Here is a 25,616-nt window from a genome sequence, read left to right on the forward strand (position 1 = left end):
TATGCTAGTACAACATATGAGTGAATATAAAAGATTATGTGGATAACACTGAAAATAATGGCTGTTTCCTTAACCTTTACTGCATTAGTTCTTCTGGCTGTACAGATTTCCCTTTTGACTTTCGTATCTGCAGGCCTAATAAAAAATCAATGAGAAAATGAGTGAAAATCGTGACATACAAATTTTCAGTCCACCAAAACAGTAGCCCTATTAAAAAGCTTAAAACCACAACCGAAATAAAAAGAAACCACTTTTTTAAATATCGAATGTGAACGAGTGCAAATACGATACTCGCCCAAAAAAGGCCAAACTGAACTTGTATAACCCCTCGAAATAATATTTCTTCTGAACATGCAACGATTAGGCAAATAAAGGCTAGATGAGGAACAGAACGATTAGCAAATAAACGTTCATTGATCCCTCCGTCGTCATATAAATGTTCAGGTACATATTTCATTAGAAGCATATCTCCTCCTACCACCAAGAGAGCTGTGCCTCCCCCGTACAATAAAATAGAAGCCCAATCCAGCTCAAAAAACTGTAAAAAGGAATGCCACGAATCAAATGTAAAAAAACCGATGCCTAAAGCAATAAAGCAGATGAGCAGCTGCGTTACATATAAATTTTTAACCAGCTCTGCATCCGTCATAGATGAAATAAGCTCTTGCTGTGATTTTGCCATTATATCTCTCCTTGACGAAGCAAACGAGCTAATTCTAATTCCCAGCCTTGAAATGTCCATTGCTCTTGCTCACCATTTGTTTTTTTATAGGCTTCTAAATCCAATCCGCAGCAATCGCAACAATTCTGAAGCTCTGATTTTCCCAGCTCATTGAAATAGCCAAGGAGCACCTGCCGACGGCATTCTTTTGCCTCAACAAACCCCTTCATGGCACGGTACTTGTCATGTTTGTTCCGAAGACGTTTATTTACAGCTGCAACAATCGTTTCATGCAGCGATTCAGGAATTTTCCAGGGTTCAACATGTTCATTTTTTACTACATTTTCTCTGTGCAAATAATAACGAATAAATCGCCAATGTGTTTCTTGAATACCCACCGTATAAAGAAAATGAGACTCTACTTGTTTTAAAGGAATGGCCTGATCATGGTTTCGTAAATACGACAAGCAGTATAAGATGGTATCTGAAGAAGGAAGCTCAATTTCAAGTAAAGAATGAGCAAAATCATCGTCTCCTTCAGCATAAAGCAAAATCGCAATACTGTTTTGCTGATCGCGTCCACTTCTTCCAATTTCCTGTACGTATGCTTCTAGCTGCGTAGGTGCATGAAAATGAATAACAAAGCGAACATTCGATTTGTTAACCCCCATTCCAAATGCACTTGTGCAGCAAATGATATCAAGCTGATTTTCTAAAAATTGCTGTTGAACAAGCATTCTTTCATTCGGTTCCATTCCCCCGTGGTAATACTGCACTCGCTGTATCCCATTTTCCTTTAGAAGCTGTGTTAATGCTTCTGTCCAAGATCGGCTGGAACAATAGATAATTCCCGGACTTTGCAGTTCACTAACGTACATCAGCAACTTCTCTTTTTTCTCTTCAATACTTGCAACAAAATCAACTTTCATCGCAATATTACTTCGATTCATGGAATAGATGTGCTCGTTGACCACAGGCAGCGATAAGTAGCGCTTAATATCTTCCACTACTTCCTTAGTCGCAGTTCCCGTTAATGCCAGACATAGCGGACTGCCAAGTTCCTTCCATATATCTCCTAACTGAAGATAATCCAAACGGAAATCATGTCCCCACTGAGAAATACAGTGCGCCTCGTCCACAACGAAAAGGCCTACCTTTGCCTGCTTTAATGCTTCTACTACAACAGCATTTTGCAAAATTTCAGGAGATGCATAAATAAAACGATAAAAAGCTAAATCTTTTAGCGCCCGTCGTTTTTCTTCTTGTTGTAGGAAACTATTTAAGGCAATAACTCGCTTTTCTCCGCTTGCCTTTAGTTGTTGAACTTGATCTTCCATCAGTGAAATTAAAGGAGATACAATCAGCACCGGTCGGTTCAACAAATAAGCTGGGAGCTGATAGCACAATGATTTTCCTGTTCCTGTAGGAAGAACCGCTAACACATTATGACCTGTTAAAATATCTTGAATAATCTCTTTTTGTCCTAGCCGAAATTGGCTATAGCCAAATTGTTTCTGTAGAAGTTGTTCTATCTTCACATCAAACACCACTTTTTTTAGTATCAGGTAAAATGCTTTGCTAATACGAGACGAATCTGAAAATAGGTAACGTCGTCTTTTACTTCTTCCTTTATCATCTTTAATTTATTTGTACGCAAACCTTCAAAAGCCGAGATAATTTCTTCCTGCTGCTTAGGCGATACGTATGCATCGATTGAAAAAGTCGGAACAAACAGAGCTAATTCTGCAATATGATCTTCAATTGTACTTTCTTTTAAACGCCTTATATAAGCAATTTCTTCAAGTGCCTTTCCTTTTTGAAGCCAGCTATACGTTTTTAACGTCGAGCTCGTCAAAGGTAATTCTAAATATAAATCATGTAAAAAAGAAGAAAGTACATGAAAGCTTTCATTATTTTTACTCACTTTTTCAATGATATGATGAATAACTCCTAAAAGTTGAATATGAACATAATGTTCATCGAGTTCATATTGATATGCTAACTGATTTTTTGTAAAGCCTACTCTTTGGTATCCAGTCAGTTGCAAAACAAAAAGAGACGCATCCCGTTCCGTACAACCTTTCAAGCACGTTCGGAGCTCTTTGAATAGCTCGGCAGCCAACTCTTGACGCGTTTGCTTTTGAGACATAATATACGTTTTGACCCATTGAATGACCTCAGGGTTTTTTGAAATGGGTAAAAACCCTTTTTGAAAATACTGTAGGTTTGATAAGGTCTGAATGAACAAAGTGATTCTTGCTAAAAATAATTGAGTACTGCTTGCGAATTTCCATCCGTCTAAAGCCGGATGAAAGGGCCGATCCGTCAGTTCATCTTCAAGGCGTGCTCGTCCCTTATCTGTCATCACATACTTTTGATTTTCAGTTTCTTCAATATACTGCTGTTCTTTTAAATATGCAACGCAGGTTTCAAAAGACCGTTTATCTAAGTAAAGAAATGACTGAAAAAGAAAAGAGATTCCAAAAATTTTTCCGTCTTGAATCGTTTGAGCTGACTTTTTACCTGTTAATAAATGATAAATACCATAGGCGGTTCGTTCACCTTTTAACTGTTTTATACAAAATAAAATGCTAACTTGAATATAATTCAAAGGTGTCAACTTCCTTTCTCATTCATTGTACCAAAAGTGACCAACAGCATGTGAGATAAAGGCTTTTTAGCTCTTTCCTTTATGTATCAAAACGTTTGGATAAGTGAAGAAACCTTGATTTGATAAGCATTCTCAGTGACTTTTCTATTGAAAAGTTTTATAAATCATTTTACAATGAATAAGGAGAAATTTCACTCTTGATTCGCGAAGAGATTATATAATGAGAAATTTTCGAACACTTTACAGGAGGTCTTGTTATGCCAAAATATACAATTGTTGATAAAGATACTTGCATCGCATGCGGCGCTTGCGGAGCAGCAGCACCAGACATTTATGATTATGATGATGAAGGTATTGCATTCGTAACATTAGATGATAACCAAGGTGTAGTAGAAATTCCAGAAGATCTAGAAGATGATATGATGGATGCAATGGAAGGCTGCCCTACGGATTCAATTCGCGTAGCGGATGAAAAATTCGAAGGCGATGCTAATAAATTCGAATAAGTATTGAACAAACCTGTAGTATAGTACATACTGCAGGTTTGTTTATATATAAAAATCGCTCTCCCCGGGAGAGCGATTGAATTAAACAGCAACGCGGCGCGTGATCCATTGCTTCATTTTTGAAAACAATAAGACAAAAATAACCCCTGTTGCTGCTCCTTTTATTAAGTTAAACGGCAAAATACCTGCAACGATATATTGACGTGCTTGTTCACTAGACATTTCTGGCGATTGTAAGAAGATTGTGTACGCCGGTAAAAAGACATAATAATTTAAGACAGCCATGAGTACCGTCATTACAACCGTACCCGTAACCAAACCTATCGTTACGCCTTTAGCCGTTTTAAATCGGCGGAACATGTATGATACAGGAAGAACGAACAGTAAACCAGCTACAAAGTTCGCCACTTGACCAACCGGAACCCCTGTGGCACTTCCTTGAATTAAATAATTCAATAAATTTTTTATTCCTTCTACTATAACAGCAGCCATAGGTCCAAATACAAGTGCTGCTACGAGTGCAGGAATTTCGCTAAAATCAATTGTTAAAAACGGAGGTAATCCAGGAATCGGAAAATTAATCATCATTAAAATGTAAGCAATACTGCTTAACATTCCTAGTATAACCAGCTTTTGAGTTTTCTTACTTTGTTGCATCTTGCCTCTCTCCTTCTTTGTGATCCGCTCTTCAAAGAAGAAAGGTTCAACTTCATATCCCCACGCAAAAACCTCCCAACAAATGATTCGTTGAGAGGAGACATGGCAGGCATATTTAATAAACGTTCATCACATTAGGTTTTGAACGCTGAACCTCCACCTTCTCCCGTCCAGACTGTACTGTCGGCTTTGGAATTTCACCAAATCTGCTCGTATGTATTACATATAAGCTCGCGGGCTCAAAACAATTTGTTTTTTTACCGCCGGTCGGGAATTTCACCCTGCCCCGAAGATAGACCAATATTTAATTATGAATTTATTATATGTTATCTCGAATTAAAAGTAAATAAAGAAGTTTTTTTAATTCCTATTAAATTGATGTCTTTTATAAACTTCATTACTGTTTTATATGTAAAATAAGGAAATAAGTGCATAACCAACAGCATTATGACATATTTATAGTTTCAATTTTACGTTTACAATTGTGTATTTGATAACTAATTGTAAAGTTTAAAAAATATAATTGACAGAATTTTTTTAACATGGTAAATTATCAAATATTTGATGATAGTAAAATCCAAGGGAGATGTTCACGTCATGTATAACGTATTAGTAGCTGATTCAATTAGCAATGAAGGTCTTGCTCCACTACTTGAAGCTCCTCATGTGAATCTTACGCGAAAAAAAGTTGAAGAAGTTGAGAATGATTTGCATACGTACGATGCGCTTTTAGTACGGAGTGCTACGACGGTTACAGAGGATTTGCTGGCAAAAATGCCGAATTTAAAAATTGTTGCTCGCGCTGGAGTAGGTGTCGATAATATTGATATTGAAGCCTCAACCAAACGAGGGGTTGTCGTTATTAACGCGCCGAACGGAAATACCATTTCAACGGCGGAACATACATTTGCTATGATGGCTAGCTTGTTTCGGCATATCCCCCAAGGAAATGCTTCAGTCAAAGCGCGCGAATGGAACCGCTCAGCATTTGTTGGAACAGAGCTTAATCGCAAACACCTGGGCATTATCGGATTTGGACGAATTGGCTCAGAGCTTGCGAAACGCGCAAAAGCCTTCAATATGAGCGTTCACGTTTACGATCCTTTTTTAACCTCTTCCCGAGCTGAAAAGCTAGGCGTAGAACTATTATCCCTGGATGAATTACTAGCAGCAGCGGATGTAATTACCGTACACACTCCGCTTACGAAAGAAACCAAGGGATTGCTCAATCATGAAACATTAGCCAAAACAAAGAAGGGTGTATTTTTATTAAACTGCGCACGCGGCGGGATCATTGATGAAAAAGCCTTAGTTCATTATTTAGAAATTGGCCATGTTCAAGGTGCAGCTATTGACGTATTTGAAGTTGAACCGCCGATTGATAACCCTTTGTTACATTTTGATCAAGTTATTACAACTCCCCATTTAGGAGCTTCTACAAAAGAAGCCCAGCTTAACGTTGCTGAAGACGTGGCACATGACGTTCTGCGTTTTCTAGAAGGTAATCCTGTAAGTTCATCTATTAATTTACCAACGCTTTCTAAAGAAGTTTTTGAAAAAATTCAGCCGTTTACGAGCCTTACTAAACAAATGGGAGCTATTTTATCTCAATGCATGCGAGAACCCGTTCAGCATATCTCGATCTCCTACGGAGGTACAGTGACGGATTTAGAAACCACTTATATTACACGGAGCTTGTTATCAGGCTTTTTAACCCATCGTATTGACTCACCTGTTAACGAAGTCAATGCTTCTATGATTGCCAAAGAACGAGGAATTACATTTGGTGAAAAAACATCGGAAGATACGCAAGGATATTCTAATATAATTGACGTTACAGTAACAGGCGAACAGCGTACATTTACGATTACGGGCACTTATATAGCAGGATATGGACCTCGAATTGTTAATATTGATTCGTTTGATATTGATTTTTATCCAGAAGGACATCTTCTTTATATCCGTCACAGTGATCAGCCCGGAGTTATTGGAAATGTAGGGAAAGTACTTGGAGATTTACGTATTAACATTGCTACCATGCAAGTGGGCCGTAAGCAAAAAGGCGGAGAAGCCATTATGATGCTCACGTTTGATAAACTTTTAGATGATTCTGTCATCAATTCATTAAAACAAACAAGCGAAATTGTGACCATACAGCGCATTGAGTTGTGACATTGAAAAAAGAGCCTTAGCGGCTCTTTTTTTATGGACTTATTTTTAACACTTGTCCTGCATTTAAAGCGGTGTTCTCTAAATGATTCCACTTTCTTAGCTGCTCCACATCGACTTCATATTTGGCCGCAAGTTCAGATAATGTATCTCCTTGATGGATAAGAATACAGTTATCAGAAGCCTGATGTAACTGCTGAAAAACCGTGGCAGCTAAATCGTTTTTTACGTATGCCGATAGTTTTTGCTTGTCCAATTTGGCGAGTGGGTTTACCGCATTGGTTTTATCCGGATTCCAACTTCCTTGATGAACTTCAAAATGCAAATGTGCACCTGAAGATCGTCCTGTATTGCCAACCCATCCAATGTTTTGACCTGGGGCTACAGAATTTCCTTCTGCAACAAGTCGTTTCTCTAGATGAGCATAGACCGTTTCGTATCCATTCGTTTGTTTGATAAAAACAACTTGCCCGTATGTATTTGAATAATAAGAGCGGCTCACCACTCCTTTTGCAACAGCATACACCTGTGTACCAACAGGTGCTGCTATATCGATTCCAAAGTGTTTGGCTTGACGAGAACCAAATATATCAGTTAAGACTCCTTCAACCGGCCACTCCCACTGCTTCTCTTCTGCCTTTACCATTTGTCCGCCCAAAAATAAAAGACCTATACACAATCCCATCACTAATACAACCAATATTCTTCTTAACACGTCAATCATGAAGAAAGAACCTCCTATGTAGATCATTGCACACAAAACATACTATATGCCAATTCCTTCTCTTTTAGACTTGTTTATAGAAAAAATAAAGAGATGTGATTCTCCAATGAATCACATCTCTTTGCTATTCTTATTATTTCAGCTGAAGACAAACTGTTAGTTAGCATGTGTTTACTTTGGCAGTTTGATAAAGAAAGTTGTTCCTTCATTTAATTCACTTTCAACTGCAATAATCCCTTGATGTGCCTCCACGATATTTTTAGCGATCGCAAGCCCAAGACCAGTTCCTGACTTTCCTCTCGTTCTGGCTTTATCAGCTTTATAAAATCGCTCAAATACAAACGGAAGATCTTCTTTTGGAATCCCTGCTCCTGTATCTTGAACAGAAAGATGGATTTCGGATTGACTTTTATCAAGATGCAACTTTACTTCTCCGTAGTCATCCGTATGACGAATGGCATTATCAATTAAGTTTGTCAGCACTTGTTCCATACGGTCTGAATCAATCATCGCTTCAAATTCATCTTCTATTTTTCCATTAAGAGACAGTTTAATATGTTTTTCTTTAGCTAACCCTTGAAACTTGCGCAAAACACGTTCTGTAAATTCAACCATTGCTACAGATTCTAAGTGAAGCTGCACATGTCCCGCTTCCATTCGCGCTAAATCTAAAAGTTCATTTACAAGCCGGCCCATACGGAGTGATTCATCATAAATCACCTGTGCAATTTCTTTCTTTTCTTCATCCGTACTTGCAATATCGTCAATAATAGCTTCACTATAACCTTGAAGCATAGAAATAGGTGTACGCAATTCATGAGACACGTTTGCAATAAAATCTTTTCTTGATTTATCAAGTTTACGCTCTTCAGACATGTCTCGCAGTACAGCTACAGCACCGCGGATTTTCGTTTGATTATAGAGCGGTGACATTAAAATGACCCACGTTTTCCCTTGAATTTTCAGCTCTGCACTTCGCTCCGTTTCAGTCTCTACTACCGTTTGAAACAAATGCACGACGTTTGCTGGAAGCTCAGGCACCTGCTGGTTGTTCACATCCTGCTCGTAATACCAAGTCTGAAGAAAATGCTCCGCTGGGGGATTGGTAATTAAAATCGATCCGTCTCTACTAAACGTAATAACACCGTCTGCCATACTGCTTAAAATACTTGAAAGCTGTTCTTTTTCCTGATTGAGCGCATTGAGATTAAACTTTAACTGCCTGCCCATTTGATTAAAAGCAATCGCTAACTCTCCAATTTCATCGTGAGTTAAAATAGGTACTTTTGTATCAAAGTTCCCTTTTGTTACTTCAAATGCCGCCTGCCTCATTTTTCTAAGAGGTGCTGTAATTCGAGTAGATAAGAAAAAAGCAAAGATAGTAGTTAAAATAATAGCAATACCTGCAGCCAATAAAATGAACTTAGTCGTATATTGAGCGGGCTCTTCAATTTCAGAAAGAGATTGATACAGATAAACGCCGCCTGTCGGTTTATTATCTTTCATTAAAGGTACACCGACAACAAACATTAAAGGCTCATCACTCGTGTCTTTCTTTGTGGTCATGTACATTTTTTCCCGTATTACTTTACCTTTTTCAACCACTTGATTTAGCTGATCGTTTTGCTTAACAATGGCCGAAATAGCTTTCTTATTTTCTTTATCAGGATGTGTGGAATGCCAATAAAAATCGTTATCTTGAACAATAACTACACTTGCTTGATCTGCAAGTTCACGAGCAATGGATAGTCCTAGCTTTTCATCCTCTGTTTCCTGCACAATGGTAGAGATTTTAGCAGCCGTTTTAGTTAAACGGTTTTCTGCGTCTACAACATGATAATTTTCAAAAAACTGAAGCAGTAAAATGGTCAAAATAAATAAAACAAGCGTAACGAGCAATAGGATAGTAAACCATAGTTTACCAACTACACTTCTCCAAAACATCAGTTATTTTCAACCTCAAATTTATACCCTACTCCCCAAACGGTTACGATCATTTTCGCCGCTTGTGACGATACGCGATTTAACTTTTCACGCAAACGCTTGACGTGCGTATCTACCGTACGAAGATCTCCAAAGAAATCATAATGCCACACTTCACGCAGCAGCTGCTCTCTGTCGTATACTTTATCTGGCGTTTTTGCAAGGTAGCATAATAATTCATATTCTTTTGGAGTTAAGTTAACTTCTTTTCCGTCTGCTGTAACGCGATGTGCATCATTATCAATCGTTAAGTGATCAAAGACAATGAGGTTTTTCACGCTCGTTTCTGGCTGAATAAACGTTGCTTGAGAAGAACGTCGAAGCAGTGCTTTTACGCGAAGAACCACTTCTCTTGGGCTAAACGGCTTAACGATGTAATCATCTGTACCTACTTCAAACCCTTGGACTCTGTTTACTTCTTCACCTTTAGCTGTAAGCATGATAATAGGAGTTGCTTTTTTCTCGCGAATTTGTTTACAGACCTCAATACCGTCTATGCCAGGCATCATTAAATCTAATACAATCAAATCATAATCTATGTGTAACGCTTTTTCGATTGCTTCATGCCCGTCGGCTGCTTCTTCAATGATGTATCCTTCTTTTTCTAAGTACATTTTTAACAATCGTCTAATGCGATCTTCATCGTCTACTAGCAGTAATCTTTGTTCGTTTTGCATGTATTTTCAACCTCCTAGTCTTAGTGTACAAAAAAAAACCGGCGAGTTCTACTTATGTTACCCAAACAATGTGACAATTCGTGAACACCTTTATGAAAAATAGCTTTTTTCCTCAAAAAAGAGGTTGAGACATATCGAAATCCATCCAATCTACAGATGGACAAATAAAATACAGGAGCTAGAAGCAACTACATATATGAAGCCTCCGTTCACCATGCAAATAAAAAAATCCGAACAAATGTGATTCTCCATCAAGAATCTCAACTCATCGTTCGGATCTTCTTCAACTAAAATATCTTTATTTCAGCCTCTATTCTATTTTTAAAGGTTACGCATATGAATGTAAACCTGCAATAACTAGGTTCACGGCCACTAAGTTGAACATGATGATGGCAAATCCGCCAACTGCCAGCCAAGCTGATTTTTCACCGTGCCATCCTTTAGACAGCCGAAGATGAAGAAAAGCGGCATAAAATAAAAAGGTGATCAGCGCCCACACCTCTTTGGGGTCCCATCCCCAAAAGCGCGTCCAGGCCATCTGAGCCCAAATCATAGCGAAAATAAGTGCTCCTAGTGTAAAAATAGGAAATCCAATCGCCACTGCTCTGTAGCTTACTTCATCAAGCAAGTCGCTGTTTACCTGCTTCAAAAGCGGCTGCAGTGCGGCTCCAATTCGCTTCCGTAAAATAAGACGAATCAGCCAATATAAGACAAACCCACCGGCTAACGACCAAATAACTGTATTTAATTTTTTAGCATTGATAATAGCCGGCATATCAACAAGCGGCTTTATGTCGTTCCCGTCTGTCCACTCACTTTGATGAGGCCCCACTAGCGGAACCATATGATATACGACTTGCTCTTGTTCGCCACTTTTATTAACCCAATTAAATGATGACTCGTAGTGAGCCGCATTAAAAGCCAGCGTCACCGCTACAAACCCAAGCGTACTAATAAGCGTATACAGGATGAATTCCAGCCAAAATGCTTTTTTATTTCGCTTGGATTGATCAATTGTTTTGATTAAATAAATCAATCCTGCAACAAAGCTAATGGAAAGCACGGCTTCACCCGTAGCTGCGGTTGTAACGTGAATATGCAGCCAATTCGTCTGGAGAGCTGGTATCAGCGGCGTAATTTCAGTTGGAAACATGCTTGCATAAGCAATGATTAAAAGAGCCACCGGCAAGGCAAAAAGTCCAAGCATGCTAAGACGATAAATAAAGTAAATAACAATAAATGCGCCAACAAGCATCATGCCAAAAAACGTCGTAAATTCAAATAAATTACTAACAGGAGCGTGGCCTGATGCAATCCATCTTGTAATGAAATAGCCAATCTGTGCAATAAAACCGATGATGGTAACCGCAATTCCAAACGTTGCCCACTTTGTTTTCTTTTGAGCTGCTCGCTTATCTCGAATAGCTCCTCCGAAAAAAAAGGTTGCAACTAAATAAGCAATAAACGCCACATACAGTAAATTACTACTTATACTCGCGTAATCCATGCTTTTTCCTCCTATTTTGTTTCTTTATCATTTTGGTCCTTCAGCTGTGTGAGGGATGTGGATTCTAATAAACCATTTAATTCTTTTTTAAGACCATACCAGTTTTTATTTGTATGTGCGGCCAACCATATCTCATTATTGACTTTTTGAATCCACATGCGGCGATGATTCCAATACATCCCTTGAATCACACCAATCATAAAGATGGCTCCGCCAATCCCTAAAAACCAAAGCGTATAGTCTCTGCGAACGGTTAATCCCGTTACATTTTTCGTTTCCACACCAGCAAAGGTCATTTTATAATCGTTATTTCCTAGTGGTTCCAAGTTCTCTCTAATTCCAACAAAAGCAACTTCGCCTTTTTTATGCTGAGGCGTAATCATTTTAAATACAAAAGCCGGGTTGTTAGGCACTCTTGTTTTTGTATTTGGGTTTCCTTCATCATCAAAGAAAAAGTCTGGAAAGTAGCTCATGAGCTTGACTTTATATCCGTTTTTTAAATCATATGTTGCTTTTGGATTATGTAAATCTACTGTAAGTGAACCAACGTTTTTATTTGCATTTTTATCTGTTAAATGGAAAGACATAGAGCTAAACTCATTTAACTTGAAGTCCACTTGGTACATGGCATATCCTTCAAACTTAAGCGGCTGATTCACACGAATCTCTGAATCTTTTATTTTCTTTAGCTTTGGATCTGCTCCCGGTATAAGCTTTCCTTCGCGCTTATACAGACTAACATCCGCTTCATATTTTTTGGCTACTTTATTATTCCCTGCACGATCAATTGCTTCTTGAAACACGGCGCTTTCGCTATCTTTATCATACGTTTCCACAGTAAAACGATGGTTTTTCAAAAAATACTCTCCGTTCGTCCCAGGAATAACTTTTGTTTCACCTTCACGGATCCAAAGAACTTCATCTATATACATACCTGGTACAAATCTAAGCATAGCACCTAGTAAAAAGATAATGAGACCGATATGATTAACGTATGGACCCCATCTTGAGAAGCGTCCTTTTTCAGCCAGCAGATTGCCCTTTTCTTCGCGAATAGAGTATCTTCTTTTTTTCAGCATGCTTTTTACATGTTCATAATCTTGATCCGTCCACGATGATGAAGTGCTGTATAAACGCTGTCTCTTTAAGAAGTTTGGATGTTTTGTTACACTCTGCTTTTTTAGAGCTCGGTACAAAGGCACTACTCGATCTAAACTGCAAATGACTAACGACATTCCTAAAGCAGCAATTAAAAGCAAGTACCACCACGATTCATAGAGATGATGAAAACCTAACTTATAATAAAGCTCTCCTGTCCATCCATATTCCTTTTGATAATACTCACCTGCTGTCACATTAGGAGGTATGTAAGCTTCTTGAGGATAAATGGTTCCGACTGCAGACGCAACAAGCGTCACAATAATGATCCAAATGCCTACCTTTACAGAAGAGAAAAAATTCCATATTTTATCGATAACTGTTTTATTGTACGTTTGCGATCGCCTTGCGCTTCCTTCATAACGCATATCTACTAATTTTTCAGTTGTTTCTTCTGCAATTGGTTTACCACAGGCTTCACACAAAATCGTACCATGCGGGTTAACGTGTCCACATTCACATTTTACGTGTTTCATTGTCAACACTCCCTATGGTTTAATTTCTTCCATATATTCTTTTATTTTAGATTCTTCTAATCCGCCAATAAAGCTGTCTACAATCTTTCCGTTTTTATCAATTAAAAACGTAGTCGGAAGAGGATCTATCCCGTACGCACCCAACACTTGTGAATCTTTATCCATCAAAATTGGAAAAGATAGCCCATACTGTTTAGCAAACTGCTCTACCGCTATATTCGTTTCTGCAACGTTAACAGCTAAAATTTCAACGCCTTGCTTTTTATATGCTGCATACTGCTTTTCCATCGCCGGCATCTCTTGTTTACAGGGCTTGCACCATGTTCCCCAAAAATTCAAAAAAACTCCTTTGCCTTTGTAATCTGATAGCTGATGAGTTTCTCCATTAATATCTCTTAATATAAAGTCAGGTGCCTCATCTCCTACCGATACCTTTTGTTTATCAGCAAAAAATTGAGCATAAAGGGTATATCCAACCGCGCACAGTAAAACTGCTAATATAACTGTTCGAATAATCAAGCGCTTTTTTTTCATAGCACGAACTCCTTTTAACCGCTTTCAATACGCTTTTTTTCTACCATTATATCATTTTTTTGGTAGTGGCTTTCCGATAATATTTCGACGTTTCTGTGAAGTCTTCCTCTCATTCTACAAGTTCGACATTTTTTCAAAAAACCTTGCTTGATTTTCTAATTCACGACATTTTTCATAAAAAAAACAGGTAAGTGAAAATTACTTACCTGTTTGAGACATTGAATATAATTGTTTGACTTCATGAGCCGTAAGCTCGCGTGCTTCTCCTGCATTTAATCCGCGTAAGTCTAAAGGTCCGTAGCGCTCACGTTTTAACTTTAATACAGAATGTCCGATTGCATCGAACATGCGACGTACTTGACGGTTTTTCCCTTCGTGAATCGTCAGTTCTACGATCGCCGTCTGCTTGCTTTTATCAATGGAAAGAACTTTTGCACGAGCTGGTGCTGTTTTTCCGTCTTCAAGCATCACTCCGCGCTGCAGCTGTCTGATGCTTTCACGACTTGGGATTCCTTTAATTTTAGCCACATACACTTTATCCACTTCAAATTTCGGGTGCATTAGCTGATTAGCAAATTCACCATCATTTGTTAAAAGAAGTAGACCCGACGTATCATAGTCCAGACGTCCAATCGGGTAAATTCTTTCTTCTACATGCGGAAAGAAGTCAACGACTGTTTTTCTTCCTTTGTCGTCGTTAGCAGCTGAAATCACGCCTCTTGGTTTGTATAGCATAAAATAAACGGGCGCTTCGCTTTCTACCGGCACTTCGTCTACTTCAATTTTATCGTTAGGACCTACTTTCGTGCCCAATTCTTTTACAACTTTTCCATTTACTTTCACTCGGCCTTGGCCGATTAATTCTTCAGCTTTACGTCTTGATGCTACACCTGCGTGAGCAATCACTTTTTGTAATCGTTCCATTAACACTTCACCTCTTGTAACATCTTACTTGTTTACGAAGTAATACACAAGTCTATTTGCCACACAGAGGTAGAATTTTCGATTTCTTACCGGCCAAATACAAGGATTACGATCACAACTGATGCAATAATCCCTACCAAATCCGCCAGTAAACCAACCTTCAGCGCATCTCCCATTTTTTTAATACCTACTGCTCCGAAATAAACCGTTAAAATATAAAACGTGGTATCTGTACTTCCCTGCATGGTCGATGCCAAACGACCGATAAAAGAATCAGGTCCATATGTAGAAATTAGATCCGTTGTGATACCAAGGGCAGCCGTTCCAGATATCGGTTTAATAAGAGCTAAAGGTACAATTTCAGCCGGAACGCCGACTGCTTGCAGCATAGGTTTTAAAACAGATAAGAAAAAATCAAGGGCTCCTGAAGCTCGAAAAATAGAGATGCTCACTAACATGCCGACTAAGTAAGGAATGATGGAAAAAGCAATTTGTAATCCGTCTTTCCCTCCCTCTACAAACTTTTCATACGTAGGAATTTTTTTGTAGGTTCCATAAAGTAAAATACATCCTACGATAAGAGGAATAAACATCAATGATACTTGATTAAGCATCGTCATTTTCGTTTTCCTCCTTTTCGCGTACGTCGATAATAAAAGAAGCGATCGATGATGATAGCTCCTATTGTAGCTACAACAGTTGCTAAAAGCGTAGTACCCACAATTTCAGTAGGATTAGCCGAGTTATACGTAATTCGAATGGCAATAACTGTGGTCGGTATAAGCGTTAAACTGGTTGTGTTAAGTGCTAAAAGTGTGATCATAGAACGGCTTGCTTCGTCTCTGTCGCCGTTCAGTTTTTTAAGCTGCTCCATCGCTTTAATACCAAGAGGAGTTGCCGCATTCCCCAGCCCAAACATATTCGCCATCATATTGGACAATATGTATCCTAAGGCCGGATGATCTTTTGGAACATCAGGGAAAAGTCTAGTAATAATGGGTCGAAATAGTTTCGCTAACTTGTCGAGAAGCCCTGCACTTTGAGCAATATTCATCATACCTAACCAAAAGACCAGCACGCTGATTAACCCAATGCTGATGGTCACCGCTTCGCCTGCTCCTTGAAAAATTGCTTTGTTTACATCACCAATTTTCCCATTTATAATTGCAAAAACAATTCCGATAATGGTCAGCAACATCCAAATAATATTAACCATCTGTTTTGGCTCCAGACTGAATAAACATTAATCGCTTCACTCGATCAAAGAAACCTTCTTGCTGCTCGGCCTGCTTTTCGAAATAAATAGGAACACTGTCAATCGTTTCTCCACTTCTATAAATATCGAGCTTTCCTACCACATTTGGAACCTTCCCTGTTTCTTTCCACTGCTTTTTAGGCTGAATTAACGTTGTTTTCACTTCTACAGAGCTCTGTTCTTTCTTTGTAAGAGGATAAACGACATTTCGTTTAATATACAGCTGATCTTTATAAAAAGAATCCTTTATATCTGCCAATTCACCTTTTGCAGCTAAACTGGTCATATCATATTTATCAAATGCATTTTCATACATGGAAATGTGATCGTTCCAATCATCCGGCGCATTAATCGTTACGGCGATTAAATCCATTCCATCTTTTGTAGCAGTTGTCACAAGCGTTCGTTTTGCTAATTTTGTATATCCTGTTTTTCCGCCAGTACAGTATGCATATAGTGTTGTCAGCAGTTTATTTTTGTTTTTCCACACTCGATCCCATTTCTCTTCAGGGTGCTTCATTCGATAGACTTTTGTTCCTGAAATCTCTTTGAAAATTTTATTATTCATTGCATAGCGCATGAGCAAGGCCATATCGTGCGCTGTTGAGCGATGATTTTCATGATCGTCTAATCCATGCGGATTTTGAAATACTGTATTCGTCATGCCAATTTCTTCTGCTTTTTTATTCATTAAATAAACAAATCCATCTTCGCTTCCTCCGACGGCTTCTGCGATAGCTACAGCAGCATCATTACCTGAACGAAGCATCAGGCCATACACTAAATCTTTTAATTTTATTTTTTCACCTTCAACTAAATACACAGAAGAACCTTCAACGCCAACTGCCCTGTGGCTAACGGTAACTGTTTTATTTATCTTGCCAGATTCAATCGCCAGTATTGCTGTCATAATTTTTGTGATGCTAGCAATCCGGCTAACTTGATCTGCATTTTTAGCATATAACACTCTTCCTGACTTCTGTTCCATCAAAATAGCACTATGAGCACTTACACTCCCTGCTGCAGATGATACGGAAGGCCAACCGCTGAGACATAGCAATACAATAAATAGATAGATGATACTTCTTTTGCTTCTTTTCATGTCATCCCCGTCCCTCTACCTGTTTGTACAAGTTTATGCTCGTCTTTTTTGGTTATGAATGAAAAGATTTGTCCATACAAAAAAGAACATAGAAAAAACTCTATGTTCTTTTACGGTTTTACTTCATTTCTTGAAACGATTGAAAAAACAAATCTGCCTCTTGATCGGTTCCTTCTTGTAATAAATCTTCTGGAAGAGGCGGCAGCTCTTCGATACTTTTAAGTCCAAAATAGCCTAAAAATTCTTTTGTCGTTCCGTATAGGATGGCACGCCCTGCGCCTTCCGCTCGTCCCACTTCTTTTAACAGAACCTTTCCAATTAAAGTTTGAAGAGGCCTTTCCGTTTTCACTCCGCGGATCTCTTCGATTTCAGCTCTTGTAATAGGCTGCTTATATGCTACAATAGCTAACGTTTCAAGCGCTGCTTGTGACAAGGATTGATTAGCGGGAGCTTCTACGAGCTTCTCAATATATGGTGCATACTCTTTTTTTGTAACAAGCTGATAGGCCCCTCCTATTTCAACAAGTGTAACTCCTCTGAACTTACACTCTTGCTCTAAGCTCTCCAAAGCACCTTGAATGTCTTCATGAGGCTTTTCTATAATCTCAGCTAACCGGCTAATAGATAGACCTTCATCACCAGAAACAAAAAGTAAGCTCTCAATAATAGCCTGTAGATTATTCGTTGTCATTCCTCTTCATTCCTTTCTCGATACGATACATAAAGCTCGTCTAGATTGTGCTGCTGTTCCACAACGATTTCATTTTCTTTCATTAATTCCAGCACAGCTAAAAACGTTACAACAATATGATCACGCTCTTGATAAGGAAACAGCTGATAAAAACTTTTTTTCCCTTTAAAGGCTTTTAATTCATTCACAATTTCACTCATGCGCTTGTCAATTGGAATGTCTTGCCTTGCTATTTTCGTCTGCATAGGCTTTTTGTTTTGCTTTCGTTTCATCAGCTTTTGAAAAGCACTTAGCATATCATACAGTGATATATCCAATCCTTCGTCCTGAGGCTGCGTACGTTCTTCTGCATTTATTTGCACATTACTTGGAGGTTTTGTATACACATGACTTTGGTCTTCTTCCAGCTTTTGAAGCTCTACTGCCGCCTCTTTAAACTTTCGATATTCAATTAAGCGCTGCATCAATTCTTCACGCGGATCTTCTTCATCGACCATTTCAATTTCATCCATATCTTCTTCATACGTAGGCAGAAGCATTTTACTTTTAATTTGAAGCAAAGTTGCTGCCATGACTAGATATTCACTGGCAACGTCTAGCTGAAGCTCATTCATTGTATGTATAAACATCATATATTGCTCAGTAATTGTCGCTACTGGGATATCGTAAATATCAATTTCAAATCGGTTAATCAAATGCAGAAGAAGATCTAAAGGTCCTTCAAACGCATCTACTTTTACACTATACTCCACTTTTATCTCACCAACACTTTTCAATTGCTTATCATTTCTGCTACTTTATATAACGTTACTATCATTAGTATAGAGGATTATAGACACATGTCCAATATAAATTAACGTAAAAATAGGTCATTTGCCCATACAAAAAGTTTAAACATACATATGATGTCAAGGTAATAACATTTTGAAATGACTAAAGGAGGAACTCGCATGGGTGAAAAATCTTGTGGATACGGTAGCGGTTTCGCTTTAATTGTTGTACTGTTTATTTTATTAATTATTGTTGGTTGTTCTTGCTTACGCTTCTAACCACACATATTGAATAAAAACAAACGTGTTCGCCATACCTTGAGCACGTTTGTCTCTTTAAAGGCACAGCGCTGATGAATAGCTAACTTTTGTGATACACTACATATAGAGTCTTACCAGGAGGGAACAAGATTGTATTCACAAGCCTATATTGATTATTTAGTTCATTTTCATGGCGACCGGGATTACTTTGAATGTCATGAACTGCTAGAAGAACACTGGAAAAAAGACGAAAGAGGACATCGCAATATTATTTGGGTTGGCCTTATTCAAATTGCTGTTTCACTCTATCATCATCGACGCCAAAATTTCGCCGGAGCCAAAAGAACGATGCAAAAGGCGCTGGCAATTTTAACGAAGGAAGAAGAAAATATTGCACAGCTTGGACTTAATTATCCTTCACTGCTTAAACTTCTTCGCAAACAATTAGCTTTAATCGATACCTATCAGCCATATAAAAGTATTAACTTGCCCATTGAAGATCCAGCATTATTACGAGCTTGCAAACAAAGAAGCACTGATAAACAGCTTGTCTGGTTATCAGCTTCTAATCTGCAAAATGATGCGATTGTTCATCGTCACAGTACGCGAGATCGTTCAGATGTGATTGCGGAAAGACAAGCGAACTTATTGGCAAAACAAAACAACAGGTAGCTAGAAGCTACCTGTTGTTTTATGATGACTAAGATGTGAAAGAAGCTTTCGCATCTTAGTCATCATGCTTTTCTTTATTCATCCGCCTGACACTTTTCATAAAAGGGAGCGATGATTTCACTCGGCTTAATTTGTGCAGTCGTATACATTTCTTTAAGAGCTTTAATCATTTTTTTGCCAATGCCCTGTTGGCGGTGTGAAGGGTTTACACTGACGTGTTGAACCTCAATCAAACTTTTATCGAGCATGGAAATGCCAACAATTCCAATAATATCTTCTTCTTGCTTCCAAAGATACAGCTGCCAATGTTCGTTTTGCTCATATTCTTTCATCGTTTGTTGAAGTTTTTTCAAATCTTTTTCCGTAGGTACAAACGATAGAAGACCCATGGCAATTTTTTCATAGTTTCGTTTATAGCGAATAAGCATACGATTCTCCCTCGTCCTCAAACTTTCCTACAAATTAATGCGCTGCGTTTTTTACTGCTTTTATCATACAAAATTTATAAGTAAATAGCAATATTACACAAAAGCTTGTCATATGTCATGCGTGTATGAGAAACCTAATCTATTACGCTTTTTGAGCTGTTGCGCGAAGAAAAAACGCCGTAACCCCCTGCAAAAGGTTGTTATGACGTTTTATTAGCTGATATCCATTTATGGAAGTATGCTCTTATTCTTCCCAGACTTTTACTTCTTTCATTACGTCGCCATTTTTCATTTTTAACACTGTATCAAGTCCTTCTGTTACTTTTCCAAATACAGTGTGAACACCGTTCAAATGAGGCTGTGGCTCGTGAACAAGAAAGAACTGGCTGCCGCCTGTGTCTTTACCAGCATGTGCCATTGATAGAGAACCCGCTTCGTGTTTGTGAGGGTTTCCTTCTGTTTCACATTTAATTGAATAGCCAGGGCCGCCAGCACCTGTACCAGTTGGGTCTCCTCCTTGAGAAACAAATCCAGGGATAACGCGGTGGAACGTTACGCCGTTGTAGAATCCTTCATTAGCTAACTTTTCAAAGTTTTCTACTGTTCCTGGTGCTTCGTTCGGAAATAAGTCGATTAGAATTTTTTCGCCATTTTCCATTAAAATACTTGCTTTTTTCATATAAATGACCTCCAATATATGTATTAGTACCGCTACAGGCTCTATCTTCCCCGTCAAAGCGGCAAAACGTAAAAGTTGTAAATGCCACCTAGAGGCAGAACACTTACATTTATAAACTCACTCTATTCTACTACAAACAAGCTCATGAATTCAATGAATGCACTTTTTCACTTTCTTCTCGTAGGGCTCTAAATAAAAAATAGTAGTTGTGAGATGAAACTTTTTATAGTATCATCCGTCTAATACAGTGATGGAGATACATAGATTTCATTTTATATAGAAATCTACGCCTCTAGACTGATTTATGGGAAAATGATGAATTGACTCTGTTACTTCAGACCTGCCCGTATTATAATAGGGCAAGTATGGGATTAAAGGAGGAAAAAGGTTTGAAATTAACGATAAAAGCAATGATGGTGACATTAGGTCTTCTTCTATTCCTAACCGCACCCTTAAAAAGTTTTGCAGATGCTGCTCCTGGCGATGTGATTATTACATTAGGTCAGGACTTAACCAGCTCTCAGAAACAACAGGTATTAAATGACCTTGATGCACCAAGCAATGCTCAAACAGTAACCGTGACAAACCAAGAAGAGCATGAATATTTAGGTGACTTTATTCCAAAAGCTACTATTGGTTCTCGTGCTATTTCATCTTCTAGTATTACCCTTGGTTCAAAAGATTCTGGTTTAAGCGTATCAACTCAAAATATTAATGGTATTACAGACGACATGTATATTAATGCTTTGATGACCGCCGGCGTTAAAGATGCAAAAATCCAGATTACCGCTCCATTTGAAGTATCTGGTACAGCTGCTTTAACAGGTATTATGAAAGCATATGAAGTTCAAACAGATCAAAAAATCCCAGAAGAAGTAAAAAAAGCAGCCAATGAAGAGATGGTCCAGACATCTGAGCTTGGTGAAAAAATCGGTAAAGAAAAAGCAGCGCAGTTTATGGCAACAATCAAAGAAGAAATTGCCAAAGAAAATCCTCAAACAAAGGACGATTTACGCACGTTAATTCAACGAGTGGCTGATGATTTAGGTATTAAATTAACGGATTCAGAGCTTAATACACTTGTTGACTTTTTCAATCGTTTAAAAGATATGAATATCGATTGGAATCAAGTAAAAGACCAGCTTTCTGCGACAAAGGAAAAAGTAACAACATTTCTTCAGTCAGAAGAAGGCCAATCATTTCTTGATAAACTAAAGCAATTCTTTGTTGATATTATTAATGCTATTAAATCGTTATTCTCATAAAAAAAGAGCCTCTTGAACAAGAGGCTCTTTTTTACGTTAATCACTCGTTACTTTTTTACTGTCACTTTGTATTTCACGTCATTTTTTACAATGTCTTCATATGTTTCGCGTTTTACGACTAGCTGTGCTTCTCCGTCTTCTACGAACACGACAGCTGGCTTTGGCAAACGGTTATAGTGACTTGCCATGGAATAACCGTATGCGCCTGTACAAAACATCGCTAATAAATCATCTGGGTTTGCTTTTGGAAGATGTACATCCCACATTAGCATATCCCCCGATTCGCAGCACTTACCTGCGATGGATACGAGCTCATCACTCTCATCATTCATTCGATTGGCAATGACTGCTTCATATTTCGCTTGATACAGCGCCGGACGGATATTGTCGTTCATTCCTCCATCAATCGCTACATATTCACGTACATTAGGTACATGTTTACGAGAACCGATTGAATACAGGGTCGTTCCAGCATCTCCTACAAGAGAGCGGCCGGGTTCAATCCAAATTTCAGGAATTTCTACCTCTAACTGTTTGGACTGCTTTTTGACCTCTTCTATAATAACTTCCACATACTGCGAAACAGGAATAGGCTGATCTTCTTCCGTATAACGAATGCCAAAGCCCCCGCCTAAATTTAATACTTGCGGAACAAATTCTATACGTTGTTTCCACTCTTTCATTTTTGCAAAAAGCTTTTGAGTGGCCATAATAAATCCGGTTGTTTCAAAAATTTGCGATCCTATATGACAGTGAATACCTAAAAGTTCTAGCCCTTTGCTTTTCTGCACGAGACGAACCGCTTCGTCTGCCTGACCGTTTTGAAGGTCAAACCCAAACTTCGAGTCTTCCTGCCCTGTCAAGATATAATCATGCGTATGAGCTTCAATTCCAGGTGTTAATCTGAGAAGAACAGGCATCTTTTTTTGATACTGTTCCGTTATTTCCTGAAGCAATGCAATTTCATAAAAATTATCAACTACAATGCATCCTACATCTTCTTTGACGGCCATTTCCAGTTCTGCTCGGCTTTTATTGTTTCCATGAAAATGAATCCGTTCTTTCGGAAAGTCAGCTGCTAAAGCCGTATACAATTCCCCTCCGGACACAACGTCTAACGAAAGACCTTCTTCGTGAACGACTTGGACCATAGCAATTGTCGAAAACGCTTTGCTTGCATAAGCAACCTGTGCCTTTACCCCATGCTTTTCAAAGGTTTCTTTAAATCCTCTAGCACGCTGCCGAATTAAAGCTACGTCATATACGTAAAGAGGTGTCCCAAAATTTGATGCTAATTCAACTGTATCAACTCCACCAATTTCAAGATGACTCTGTTTATTTATGCGACTTGTTCCGTGTAAAAACATGTTTAGACCCCGTTCCTGTGTATAGTGTAAAAAAGACAGTTAACGGCAATTCGCTGCTAACTGTCTAAATATTTATTATTTTCCATATTTAAAACAAATCTATCACATCTTCATACAGGTTTCAACCACATATTTTGTTTAAGGTTTTGCAGGCTGGCGGTCTTTGTCCTGCGGATGTACAATACTAGGACGCGGATTTGCTCCAGGAACCGGTGTACGAATGAGAATCTGCCATAAAGCCTGCGGATTGAATGGAAGAAACGGCCACAAATAGGGCGTATTCAACGATTTTAATCGCGCCATATAGAGAATGATACACGTTGTTGCAATAAGAAACCCTGGAGTATGAAAGGCCGCCACAAAAATTAACAAAAATAATCGCAGCATTTTATTTGCTACTGCTAACTCATAGCTTGGCGTTGCGAATGAACCAATTGCTGCAATAGCCACATACAAAATAACCTCCGGAACAAAGAGACCTACATCAATAGCAATTTGCCCAATAAGCGCAGCGGCAATCAAGCCCATCGCCGTGGCGAGCGGCGTCGGCGTATGAATGGCCGCCATCCTCAGAAATTCAATCCCAAAATCAGCTAGGAAAATTTGAACAACAGTTGGAATATTTGTTGCTTCGTTTGGTCCAATAAACTGCAATTTTGACGGCAGCAAGTCTGGCTCAAGTACAAATAACAGCCATAGCGGCAATAAGAAAAGAGAAGCAAGAATTCCTAAAAACCGTATCCAGCGGATAAACGTACCGACAGAAGGAGCCTGCCTGTATTCTTCTGCATGCTGCACGTGATGAAACAGCGTAGTTGGCGTAATAATAACGCTTGGAGACGTATCGGTAATAATGATCACATGCCCTTCTAGTACATGAGCTGCTGCTGTGTCCGGACGTTCGGTATAGCGTACCATTGGAAAAGGATTAATTCCTTGTTTGACTAAAAACTCTTCAATTGATTTGTCAGCCATCGGTAAACCATCTATATCAATTGCTTCTAGTTCATCTTTTATCAGTTTGACCAGCCCTGGATCAGCTACGCCATTTATGTACCCAATCGCTACGTCCAGTTTTGATCGTTCGCCTACCTTCATAATTTCAAAACGAAATCTTCCGTCACGAATTCGTCTTCTTGTTAACGCTGTATTGATAATGATGTTTTCAGTGTACCCATCTCTTGCTCCGCGAATCACTTTCTCTGTATCCGCTTCTTCAGGGGATCTGCCAGGATATGTACGCACATCGACTTCAAAGCCAACTTCTTCACCGTCAATTAAAACGAATAGCAGTCCTGATAAAACCGACACCATTCCATCATCCAGCGTCTTTAAAGGCTTGACTTGCTGATGAATAAGACGGTTTTCAACAATATCCTTTAGCTTTGCCCGTTCAACTTCATTATCATTAATTTGAACGAGGACTTTGGTAATTTCAATAATAAATGAACTATCGCACAGTCCTGTTACATAGTAAACGTGAACTTCTCGATCCAAAATAAGTAGTTTACGCACGCCCACATCAAAACTTGTGTTCATACTAGCGTTTTCTTTGAACCACTGATCGTTTTTTTGTACTTTCGAAAAAATAGCTGTTTTCTGCTCTGCTAGCTTATCCAAACGAACCGCTCCTTTCTAAAATAAGTCTTGCTGCTTTTTCTGTAATAGGACATCCCAGTTTAACATCATCCATCCTAGCCATTTTGCCGATATCCCCTATTCCTACAACTAAGGGAATATCGAGCTGATCCAAGCAGTAAACTGTATCTCCATTAATTCGTCCGACTTCTAACTCTTGAATTCCGCTTTTATCCACGCCGTAATGCGATATTTCCCCAAAACGATCAATGGTCACATCCACTCTTGTCCATTCGCTTTGATGAGTACGTGATGCAACAGCAATCACTCCAAGAACTTCTACTTGAGGATGCTTTGCTACATGGAGCAAAGCAATTTCCCCAGGTCCTTCCTCTAAGAAACCGCTATCGTCAAACATCACAAAGACGGGGTCATATGGTGCTTGAAGAATTAAATCTACTGTTTGACTACCTGTTAACGTAGTAGGGTTTCCATATGACCTCGAAATGCATCTGCCACCAACCGATTGGGCTACATGCTCAATGGCTTTGCGCGCATATTCATCCCCATCGGTTACAATAATGACCCTTCTTTTTTTCATAATCTTTTATCCTTTCGGTTTAAAGATTAACGCAATAATAAAAGCAAATAAAATAGCTGCTGAAATTCCAGCCGAAGTAAGTTCAAAAATCCCAATCCCAATCCCAATAAATCCGTGGTCATCCGCTTGCTTCATCGCTCCGTGCAACAAAGAATGACCAAAGCTTGTAATTGGAACCGTCGCTCCGGCGCCAGCAAATTCAATTAACTTATCATAAAGACCAAATCCATCTAAAATCGCTCCTGCAACTACAAACGAACTCATAACATGCGCTGGAGTAAGCTTAGCAAGATCAAGCAGCAGCTGCCCAATAACGCAAATGATTCCTCCTACAGCAAAAGCTATTACATACTCCATTGA

At 38.7% G+C, this 25,616-nt stretch carries 27 protein-coding genes and 1 riboswitch; of the genes, 5 read left to right on the forward strand and 22 right to left on the reverse strand.

The annotated features are described in order from the left end of the window. Positions 1 to 76: 76 nt before the first annotated feature. Genes N178_RS13970 through N178_RS13980 form a run of 3 tightly spaced genes read right to left on the reverse strand, consistent with a single transcriptional unit; the run spans position 77 to position 3,272 of the window. The gene (locus tag N178_RS13970; RefSeq protein WP_045292932.1) at positions 77 to 682 is read right to left on the reverse strand and encodes a CPBP family intramembrane glutamic endopeptidase; all 606 of its coding nucleotides are present in this window, start codon (positions 680 to 682) and stop codon (positions 77 to 79) included. After that, the gene (locus N178_RS13975; RefSeq protein ID WP_045292935.1) at positions 682 to 2,199 is read right to left on the reverse strand and encodes a RecQ family ATP-dependent DNA helicase; all 1,518 of its coding nucleotides are present in this window, start codon (positions 2,197 to 2,199) and stop codon (positions 682 to 684) included. Before N178_RS13975 ends, N178_RS13970 begins: the two co-directional genes overlap by 1 nt. Before the next feature lie 23 nt (positions 2,200 to 2,222). Beyond that, on the reverse strand, positions 2,223 to 3,272 hold the full coding sequence (locus N178_RS13980) for a YpbB family protein (RefSeq protein ID WP_045292936.1): 1,050 nt from the start codon (positions 3,270 to 3,272) through the stop codon (positions 2,223 to 2,225). 257 nt (positions 3,273 to 3,529) lie between these two features. On the opposite strand from N178_RS13980, the gene N178_RS13985 reads away from it, so the two are divergent. Beyond that, positions 3,530 to 3,778, forward strand: coding sequence for a ferredoxin (locus N178_RS13985; RefSeq protein WP_013059046.1), 249 nt, complete (start codon positions 3,530 to 3,532; stop codon positions 3,776 to 3,778). Between the two features lie 81 nt (positions 3,779 to 3,859). On the opposite strand, the gene N178_RS13990 is transcribed toward N178_RS13985, so the two are convergent. Further along, on the reverse strand, positions 3,860 to 4,435 hold the full coding sequence (locus tag N178_RS13990; RefSeq protein ID WP_028411530.1) for an ECF transporter S component: 576 nt from the start codon (positions 4,433 to 4,435) through the stop codon (positions 3,860 to 3,862). A 154-nt stretch (positions 4,436 to 4,589) separates the two neighbouring features. Continuing rightward, positions 4,590 to 4,733: riboswitch (FMN riboswitch) on the reverse strand. 299 nt (positions 4,734 to 5,032) lie between these two features. On the opposite strand from N178_RS13990, the gene serA reads away from it, so the two are divergent. Continuing rightward, the gene (serA, locus tag N178_RS13995; protein ID WP_045292938.1) at positions 5,033 to 6,607 is read left to right on the forward strand and encodes a phosphoglycerate dehydrogenase; all 1,575 of its coding nucleotides are present in this window, start codon (positions 5,033 to 5,035) and stop codon (positions 6,605 to 6,607) included. Between the two features lie 31 nt (positions 6,608 to 6,638). Here the strand turns inward: serA and N178_RS14000 are convergent, their stop codons facing one another. The 12 genes from N178_RS14000 to N178_RS14055 all read right to left on the reverse strand — a co-directional run bounded on the left by N178_RS14000 (position 6,639) and on the right by N178_RS14055 (position 18,387). Next, the gene (locus N178_RS14000) at positions 6,639 to 7,328 is read right to left on the reverse strand and encodes a peptidoglycan DD-metalloendopeptidase family protein (protein WP_045292940.1); all 690 of its coding nucleotides are present in this window, start codon (positions 7,326 to 7,328) and stop codon (positions 6,639 to 6,641) included. A 171-nt stretch (positions 7,329 to 7,499) separates the two neighbouring features. Next, positions 7,500 to 9,272, reverse strand: a complete 1,773-nt coding sequence (locus tag N178_RS14005) for an ATP-binding protein (protein ID WP_045292942.1) — start codon at positions 9,270 to 9,272, stop codon at positions 7,500 to 7,502. Further along, positions 9,272 to 9,988: a response regulator transcription factor gene (locus N178_RS14010; RefSeq protein ID WP_013059051.1), complete on the reverse strand. Its 717-nt coding sequence runs from the start codon at positions 9,986 to 9,988 to the stop codon at positions 9,272 to 9,274. The genes N178_RS14005 and N178_RS14010 overlap by 1 nt, the downstream gene beginning before the upstream one ends. Before the next feature lie 328 nt (positions 9,989 to 10,316). Continuing rightward, on the reverse strand, positions 10,317 to 11,495 hold the full coding sequence (gene ccsB / locus N178_RS14015; RefSeq protein WP_045292944.1) for a c-type cytochrome biogenesis protein CcsB: 1,179 nt from the start codon (positions 11,493 to 11,495) through the stop codon (positions 10,317 to 10,319). A gap of 11 nt (positions 11,496 to 11,506) precedes the next feature. Further along, positions 11,507 to 13,129: a cytochrome c biogenesis protein ResB gene (gene resB, locus N178_RS14020; RefSeq protein WP_028411535.1), complete on the reverse strand. Its 1,623-nt coding sequence runs from the start codon at positions 13,127 to 13,129 to the stop codon at positions 11,507 to 11,509. Between the two features lie 12 nt (positions 13,130 to 13,141). Continuing rightward, positions 13,142 to 13,663: a thiol-disulfide oxidoreductase ResA gene (gene resA, locus N178_RS14025; protein WP_028411536.1), complete on the reverse strand. Its 522-nt coding sequence runs from the start codon at positions 13,661 to 13,663 to the stop codon at positions 13,142 to 13,144. Positions 13,664 to 13,861: 198 nt separating this feature from the next. Continuing rightward, positions 13,862 to 14,587, reverse strand: coding sequence for a pseudouridine synthase (locus tag N178_RS14030; RefSeq protein WP_028411537.1), 726 nt, complete (start codon positions 14,585 to 14,587; stop codon positions 13,862 to 13,864). An 86-nt stretch (positions 14,588 to 14,673) separates the two neighbouring features. Beyond that, positions 14,674 to 15,207, reverse strand: coding sequence for a spore maturation protein (locus N178_RS14035; protein WP_013084923.1), 534 nt, complete (start codon positions 15,205 to 15,207; stop codon positions 14,674 to 14,676). Beyond that, positions 15,204 to 15,803: a nucleoside recognition domain-containing protein gene (locus tag N178_RS14040; protein WP_013059057.1), complete on the reverse strand. Its 600-nt coding sequence runs from the start codon at positions 15,801 to 15,803 to the stop codon at positions 15,204 to 15,206. Before N178_RS14040 ends, N178_RS14035 begins: the two co-directional genes overlap by 4 nt. Next, positions 15,796 to 16,944 carry a D-alanyl-D-alanine carboxypeptidase family protein gene (locus N178_RS14045; protein WP_045292946.1) on the reverse strand — a complete coding sequence of 383 codons (1,149 nt, stop codon included), beginning with the start codon at positions 16,942 to 16,944 and terminating at the stop codon, positions 15,796 to 15,798. The genes N178_RS14040 and N178_RS14045 overlap by 8 nt, the downstream gene beginning before the upstream one ends. Before the next feature lie 118 nt (positions 16,945 to 17,062). After that, positions 17,063 to 17,635 (reverse strand): SMC-Scp complex subunit ScpB, encoded by a 573-nt coding sequence (scpB, locus tag N178_RS14050; protein ID WP_013059059.1) that lies wholly within the window; start codon positions 17,633 to 17,635, stop codon positions 17,063 to 17,065. Further along, positions 17,632 to 18,387 (reverse strand): segregation/condensation protein A, encoded by a 756-nt coding sequence (locus tag N178_RS14055; protein WP_013059060.1) that lies wholly within the window; start codon positions 18,385 to 18,387, stop codon positions 17,632 to 17,634. Before N178_RS14055 ends, scpB begins: the two co-directional genes overlap by 4 nt. A 198-nt stretch (positions 18,388 to 18,585) precedes the next feature. Here N178_RS14055 and N178_RS26000 point away from each other — a divergent pair, with 198 nt between their 5' ends. Together N178_RS26000 and N178_RS14060 are read left to right on the forward strand one after the other, a co-directional pair. Continuing rightward, the gene (locus tag N178_RS26000) at positions 18,586 to 18,684 is read left to right on the forward strand and encodes a YjcZ family sporulation protein (protein ID WP_170836726.1); all 99 of its coding nucleotides are present in this window, start codon (positions 18,586 to 18,588) and stop codon (positions 18,682 to 18,684) included. Positions 18,685 to 18,816: 132 nt separating this feature from the next. Next, positions 18,817 to 19,338 carry a DUF309 domain-containing protein gene (locus N178_RS14060; protein ID WP_014458309.1) on the forward strand — a complete coding sequence of 174 codons (522 nt, stop codon included), beginning with the start codon at positions 18,817 to 18,819 and terminating at the stop codon, positions 19,336 to 19,338. A 74-nt stretch (positions 19,339 to 19,412) separates the two neighbouring features. Here N178_RS14060 and N178_RS14065 read toward each other — a convergent pair whose 3' ends face one another. Together N178_RS14065 and N178_RS14070 are read right to left on the reverse strand one after the other, a co-directional pair. Further along, entirely contained in the window at positions 19,413 to 19,766 is a 354-nt protein-coding gene (locus N178_RS14065) for a GNAT family N-acetyltransferase (protein WP_013059063.1), read from the reverse strand. Positions 19,767 to 20,010: 244 nt separating this feature from the next. Continuing rightward, a complete protein-coding gene (locus N178_RS14070) occupies positions 20,011 to 20,445 on the reverse strand; it encodes a peptidylprolyl isomerase (RefSeq protein WP_013059064.1) in 435 nt (144 codons plus the stop codon). A gap of 389 nt (positions 20,446 to 20,834) precedes the next feature. Here N178_RS14070 and N178_RS14075 point away from each other — a divergent pair, with 389 nt between their 5' ends. Continuing rightward, positions 20,835 to 21,710 carry a DUF1002 domain-containing protein gene (locus tag N178_RS14075; RefSeq protein WP_013059065.1) on the forward strand — a complete coding sequence of 292 codons (876 nt, stop codon included), beginning with the start codon at positions 20,835 to 20,837 and terminating at the stop codon, positions 21,708 to 21,710. A gap of 47 nt (positions 21,711 to 21,757) precedes the next feature. On the opposite strand, the gene lysA is transcribed toward N178_RS14075, so the two are convergent. The 4 genes from lysA to spoVAE all read right to left on the reverse strand — a co-directional run bounded on the left by lysA (position 21,758) and on the right by spoVAE (position 25,613). Then, a complete protein-coding gene (lysA, locus tag N178_RS14080; RefSeq protein ID WP_045292947.1) occupies positions 21,758 to 23,077 on the reverse strand; it encodes a diaminopimelate decarboxylase in 1,320 nt (439 codons plus the stop codon). A gap of 138 nt (positions 23,078 to 23,215) precedes the next feature. After that, positions 23,216 to 24,697 carry a spore germination protein gene (locus N178_RS14085; RefSeq protein ID WP_045292948.1) on the reverse strand — a complete coding sequence of 494 codons (1,482 nt, stop codon included), beginning with the start codon at positions 24,695 to 24,697 and terminating at the stop codon, positions 23,216 to 23,218. Beyond that, entirely contained in the window at positions 24,690 to 25,256 is a 567-nt protein-coding gene (gene spoVAEA / locus N178_RS14090; RefSeq protein ID WP_045292949.1) for a stage V sporulation protein SpoVABEA, read from the reverse strand. The genes N178_RS14085 and spoVAEA overlap by 8 nt, the downstream gene beginning before the upstream one ends. Positions 25,257 to 25,262: 6 nt before the next feature. Beyond that, positions 25,263 to 25,613 carry a stage V sporulation protein AE gene (spoVAE, locus tag N178_RS14095; protein ID WP_013059069.1) on the reverse strand — a complete coding sequence of 117 codons (351 nt, stop codon included), beginning with the start codon at positions 25,611 to 25,613 and terminating at the stop codon, positions 25,263 to 25,265. Between the last annotated feature and the right edge of the window lie 3 nt (positions 25,614 to 25,616).

Origin of the sequence: Priestia aryabhattai B8W22, assembly GCF_000956595.1 — a bacterium.
Lineage (GTDB): Bacteria > Bacillota > Bacilli > Bacillales > Bacillaceae_H > Priestia > Priestia aryabhattai.

Excerpts from the sequence above, each read along its gene's own strand:
- N178_RS13970 (WP_045292932.1), bottom strand. The coding sequence starts at position 682 with ATGGCAAAATCACAGCAAGAGCTTATTTCATCTATGACGGATGCAGAG.
- N178_RS13985 (WP_013059046.1), top strand. The coding sequence starts at position 3,530 with ATGCCAAAATATACAATTGTTGATAAAGATACTTGCATCGCATGCGGC.
- N178_RS13990 (WP_028411530.1), bottom strand. The coding sequence starts at position 4,435 with ATGCAACAAAGTAAGAAAACTCAAAAGCTGGTTATACTAGGAATGTTA.
- serA (WP_045292938.1), top strand. The coding sequence starts at position 5,033 with ATGTATAACGTATTAGTAGCTGATTCAATTAGCAATGAAGGTCTTGCT.
- N178_RS14000 (WP_045292940.1), bottom strand. The coding sequence starts at position 7,328 with ATGATTGACGTGTTAAGAAGAATATTGGTTGTATTAGTGATGGGATTG.
- N178_RS14005 (WP_045292942.1), bottom strand. The coding sequence starts at position 9,272 with ATGTTTTGGAGAAGTGTAGTTGGTAAACTATGGTTTACTATCCTATTG.
- N178_RS14010 (WP_013059051.1), bottom strand. The coding sequence starts at position 9,988 with ATGCAAAACGAACAAAGATTACTGCTAGTAGACGATGAAGATCGCATT.
- ccsB (WP_045292944.1), bottom strand. The coding sequence starts at position 11,495 with ATGGATTACGCGAGTATAAGTAGTAATTTACTGTATGTGGCGTTTATT.
- resB (WP_028411535.1), bottom strand. The coding sequence starts at position 13,129 with ATGAAACACGTAAAATGTGAATGTGGACACGTTAACCCGCATGGTACG.
- resA (WP_028411536.1), bottom strand. The coding sequence starts at position 13,663 with ATGAAAAAAAAGCGCTTGATTATTCGAACAGTTATATTAGCAGTTTTA.
- N178_RS14030 (WP_028411537.1), bottom strand. The coding sequence starts at position 14,587 with ATGGAACGATTACAAAAAGTGATTGCTCACGCAGGTGTAGCATCAAGA.
- N178_RS14035 (WP_013084923.1), bottom strand. The coding sequence starts at position 15,207 with ATGACGATGCTTAATCAAGTATCATTGATGTTTATTCCTCTTATCGTA.
- N178_RS14040 (WP_013059057.1), bottom strand. The coding sequence starts at position 15,803 with ATGGTTAATATTATTTGGATGTTGCTGACCATTATCGGAATTGTTTTT.
- N178_RS14045 (WP_045292946.1), bottom strand. The coding sequence starts at position 16,944 with ATGAAAAGAAGCAAAAGAAGTATCATCTATCTATTTATTGTATTGCTA.
- scpB (WP_013059059.1), bottom strand. The coding sequence starts at position 17,635 with ATGACAACGAATAATCTACAGGCTATTATTGAGAGCTTACTTTTTGTT.
- N178_RS26000 (WP_170836726.1), top strand. The coding sequence starts at position 18,586 with ATGGGTGAAAAATCTTGTGGATACGGTAGCGGTTTCGCTTTAATTGTT.
- N178_RS14065 (WP_013059063.1), bottom strand. The coding sequence starts at position 19,766 with ATGCTTATTCGCTATAAACGAAACTATGAAAAAATTGCCATGGGTCTT.
- N178_RS14070 (WP_013059064.1), bottom strand. The coding sequence starts at position 20,445 with ATGAAAAAAGCAAGTATTTTAATGGAAAATGGCGAAAAAATTCTAATC.
- lysA (WP_045292947.1), bottom strand. The coding sequence starts at position 23,077 with ATGTTTTTACACGGAACAAGTCGCATAAATAAACAGAGTCATCTTGAA.
- spoVAEA (WP_045292949.1), bottom strand. The coding sequence starts at position 25,256 with ATGAAAAAAAGAAGGGTCATTATTGTAACCGATGGGGATGAATATGCG.
- spoVAE (WP_013059069.1), bottom strand. The coding sequence starts at position 25,613 with ATGGAGTATGTAATAGCTTTTGCTGTAGGAGGAATCATTTGCGTTATT.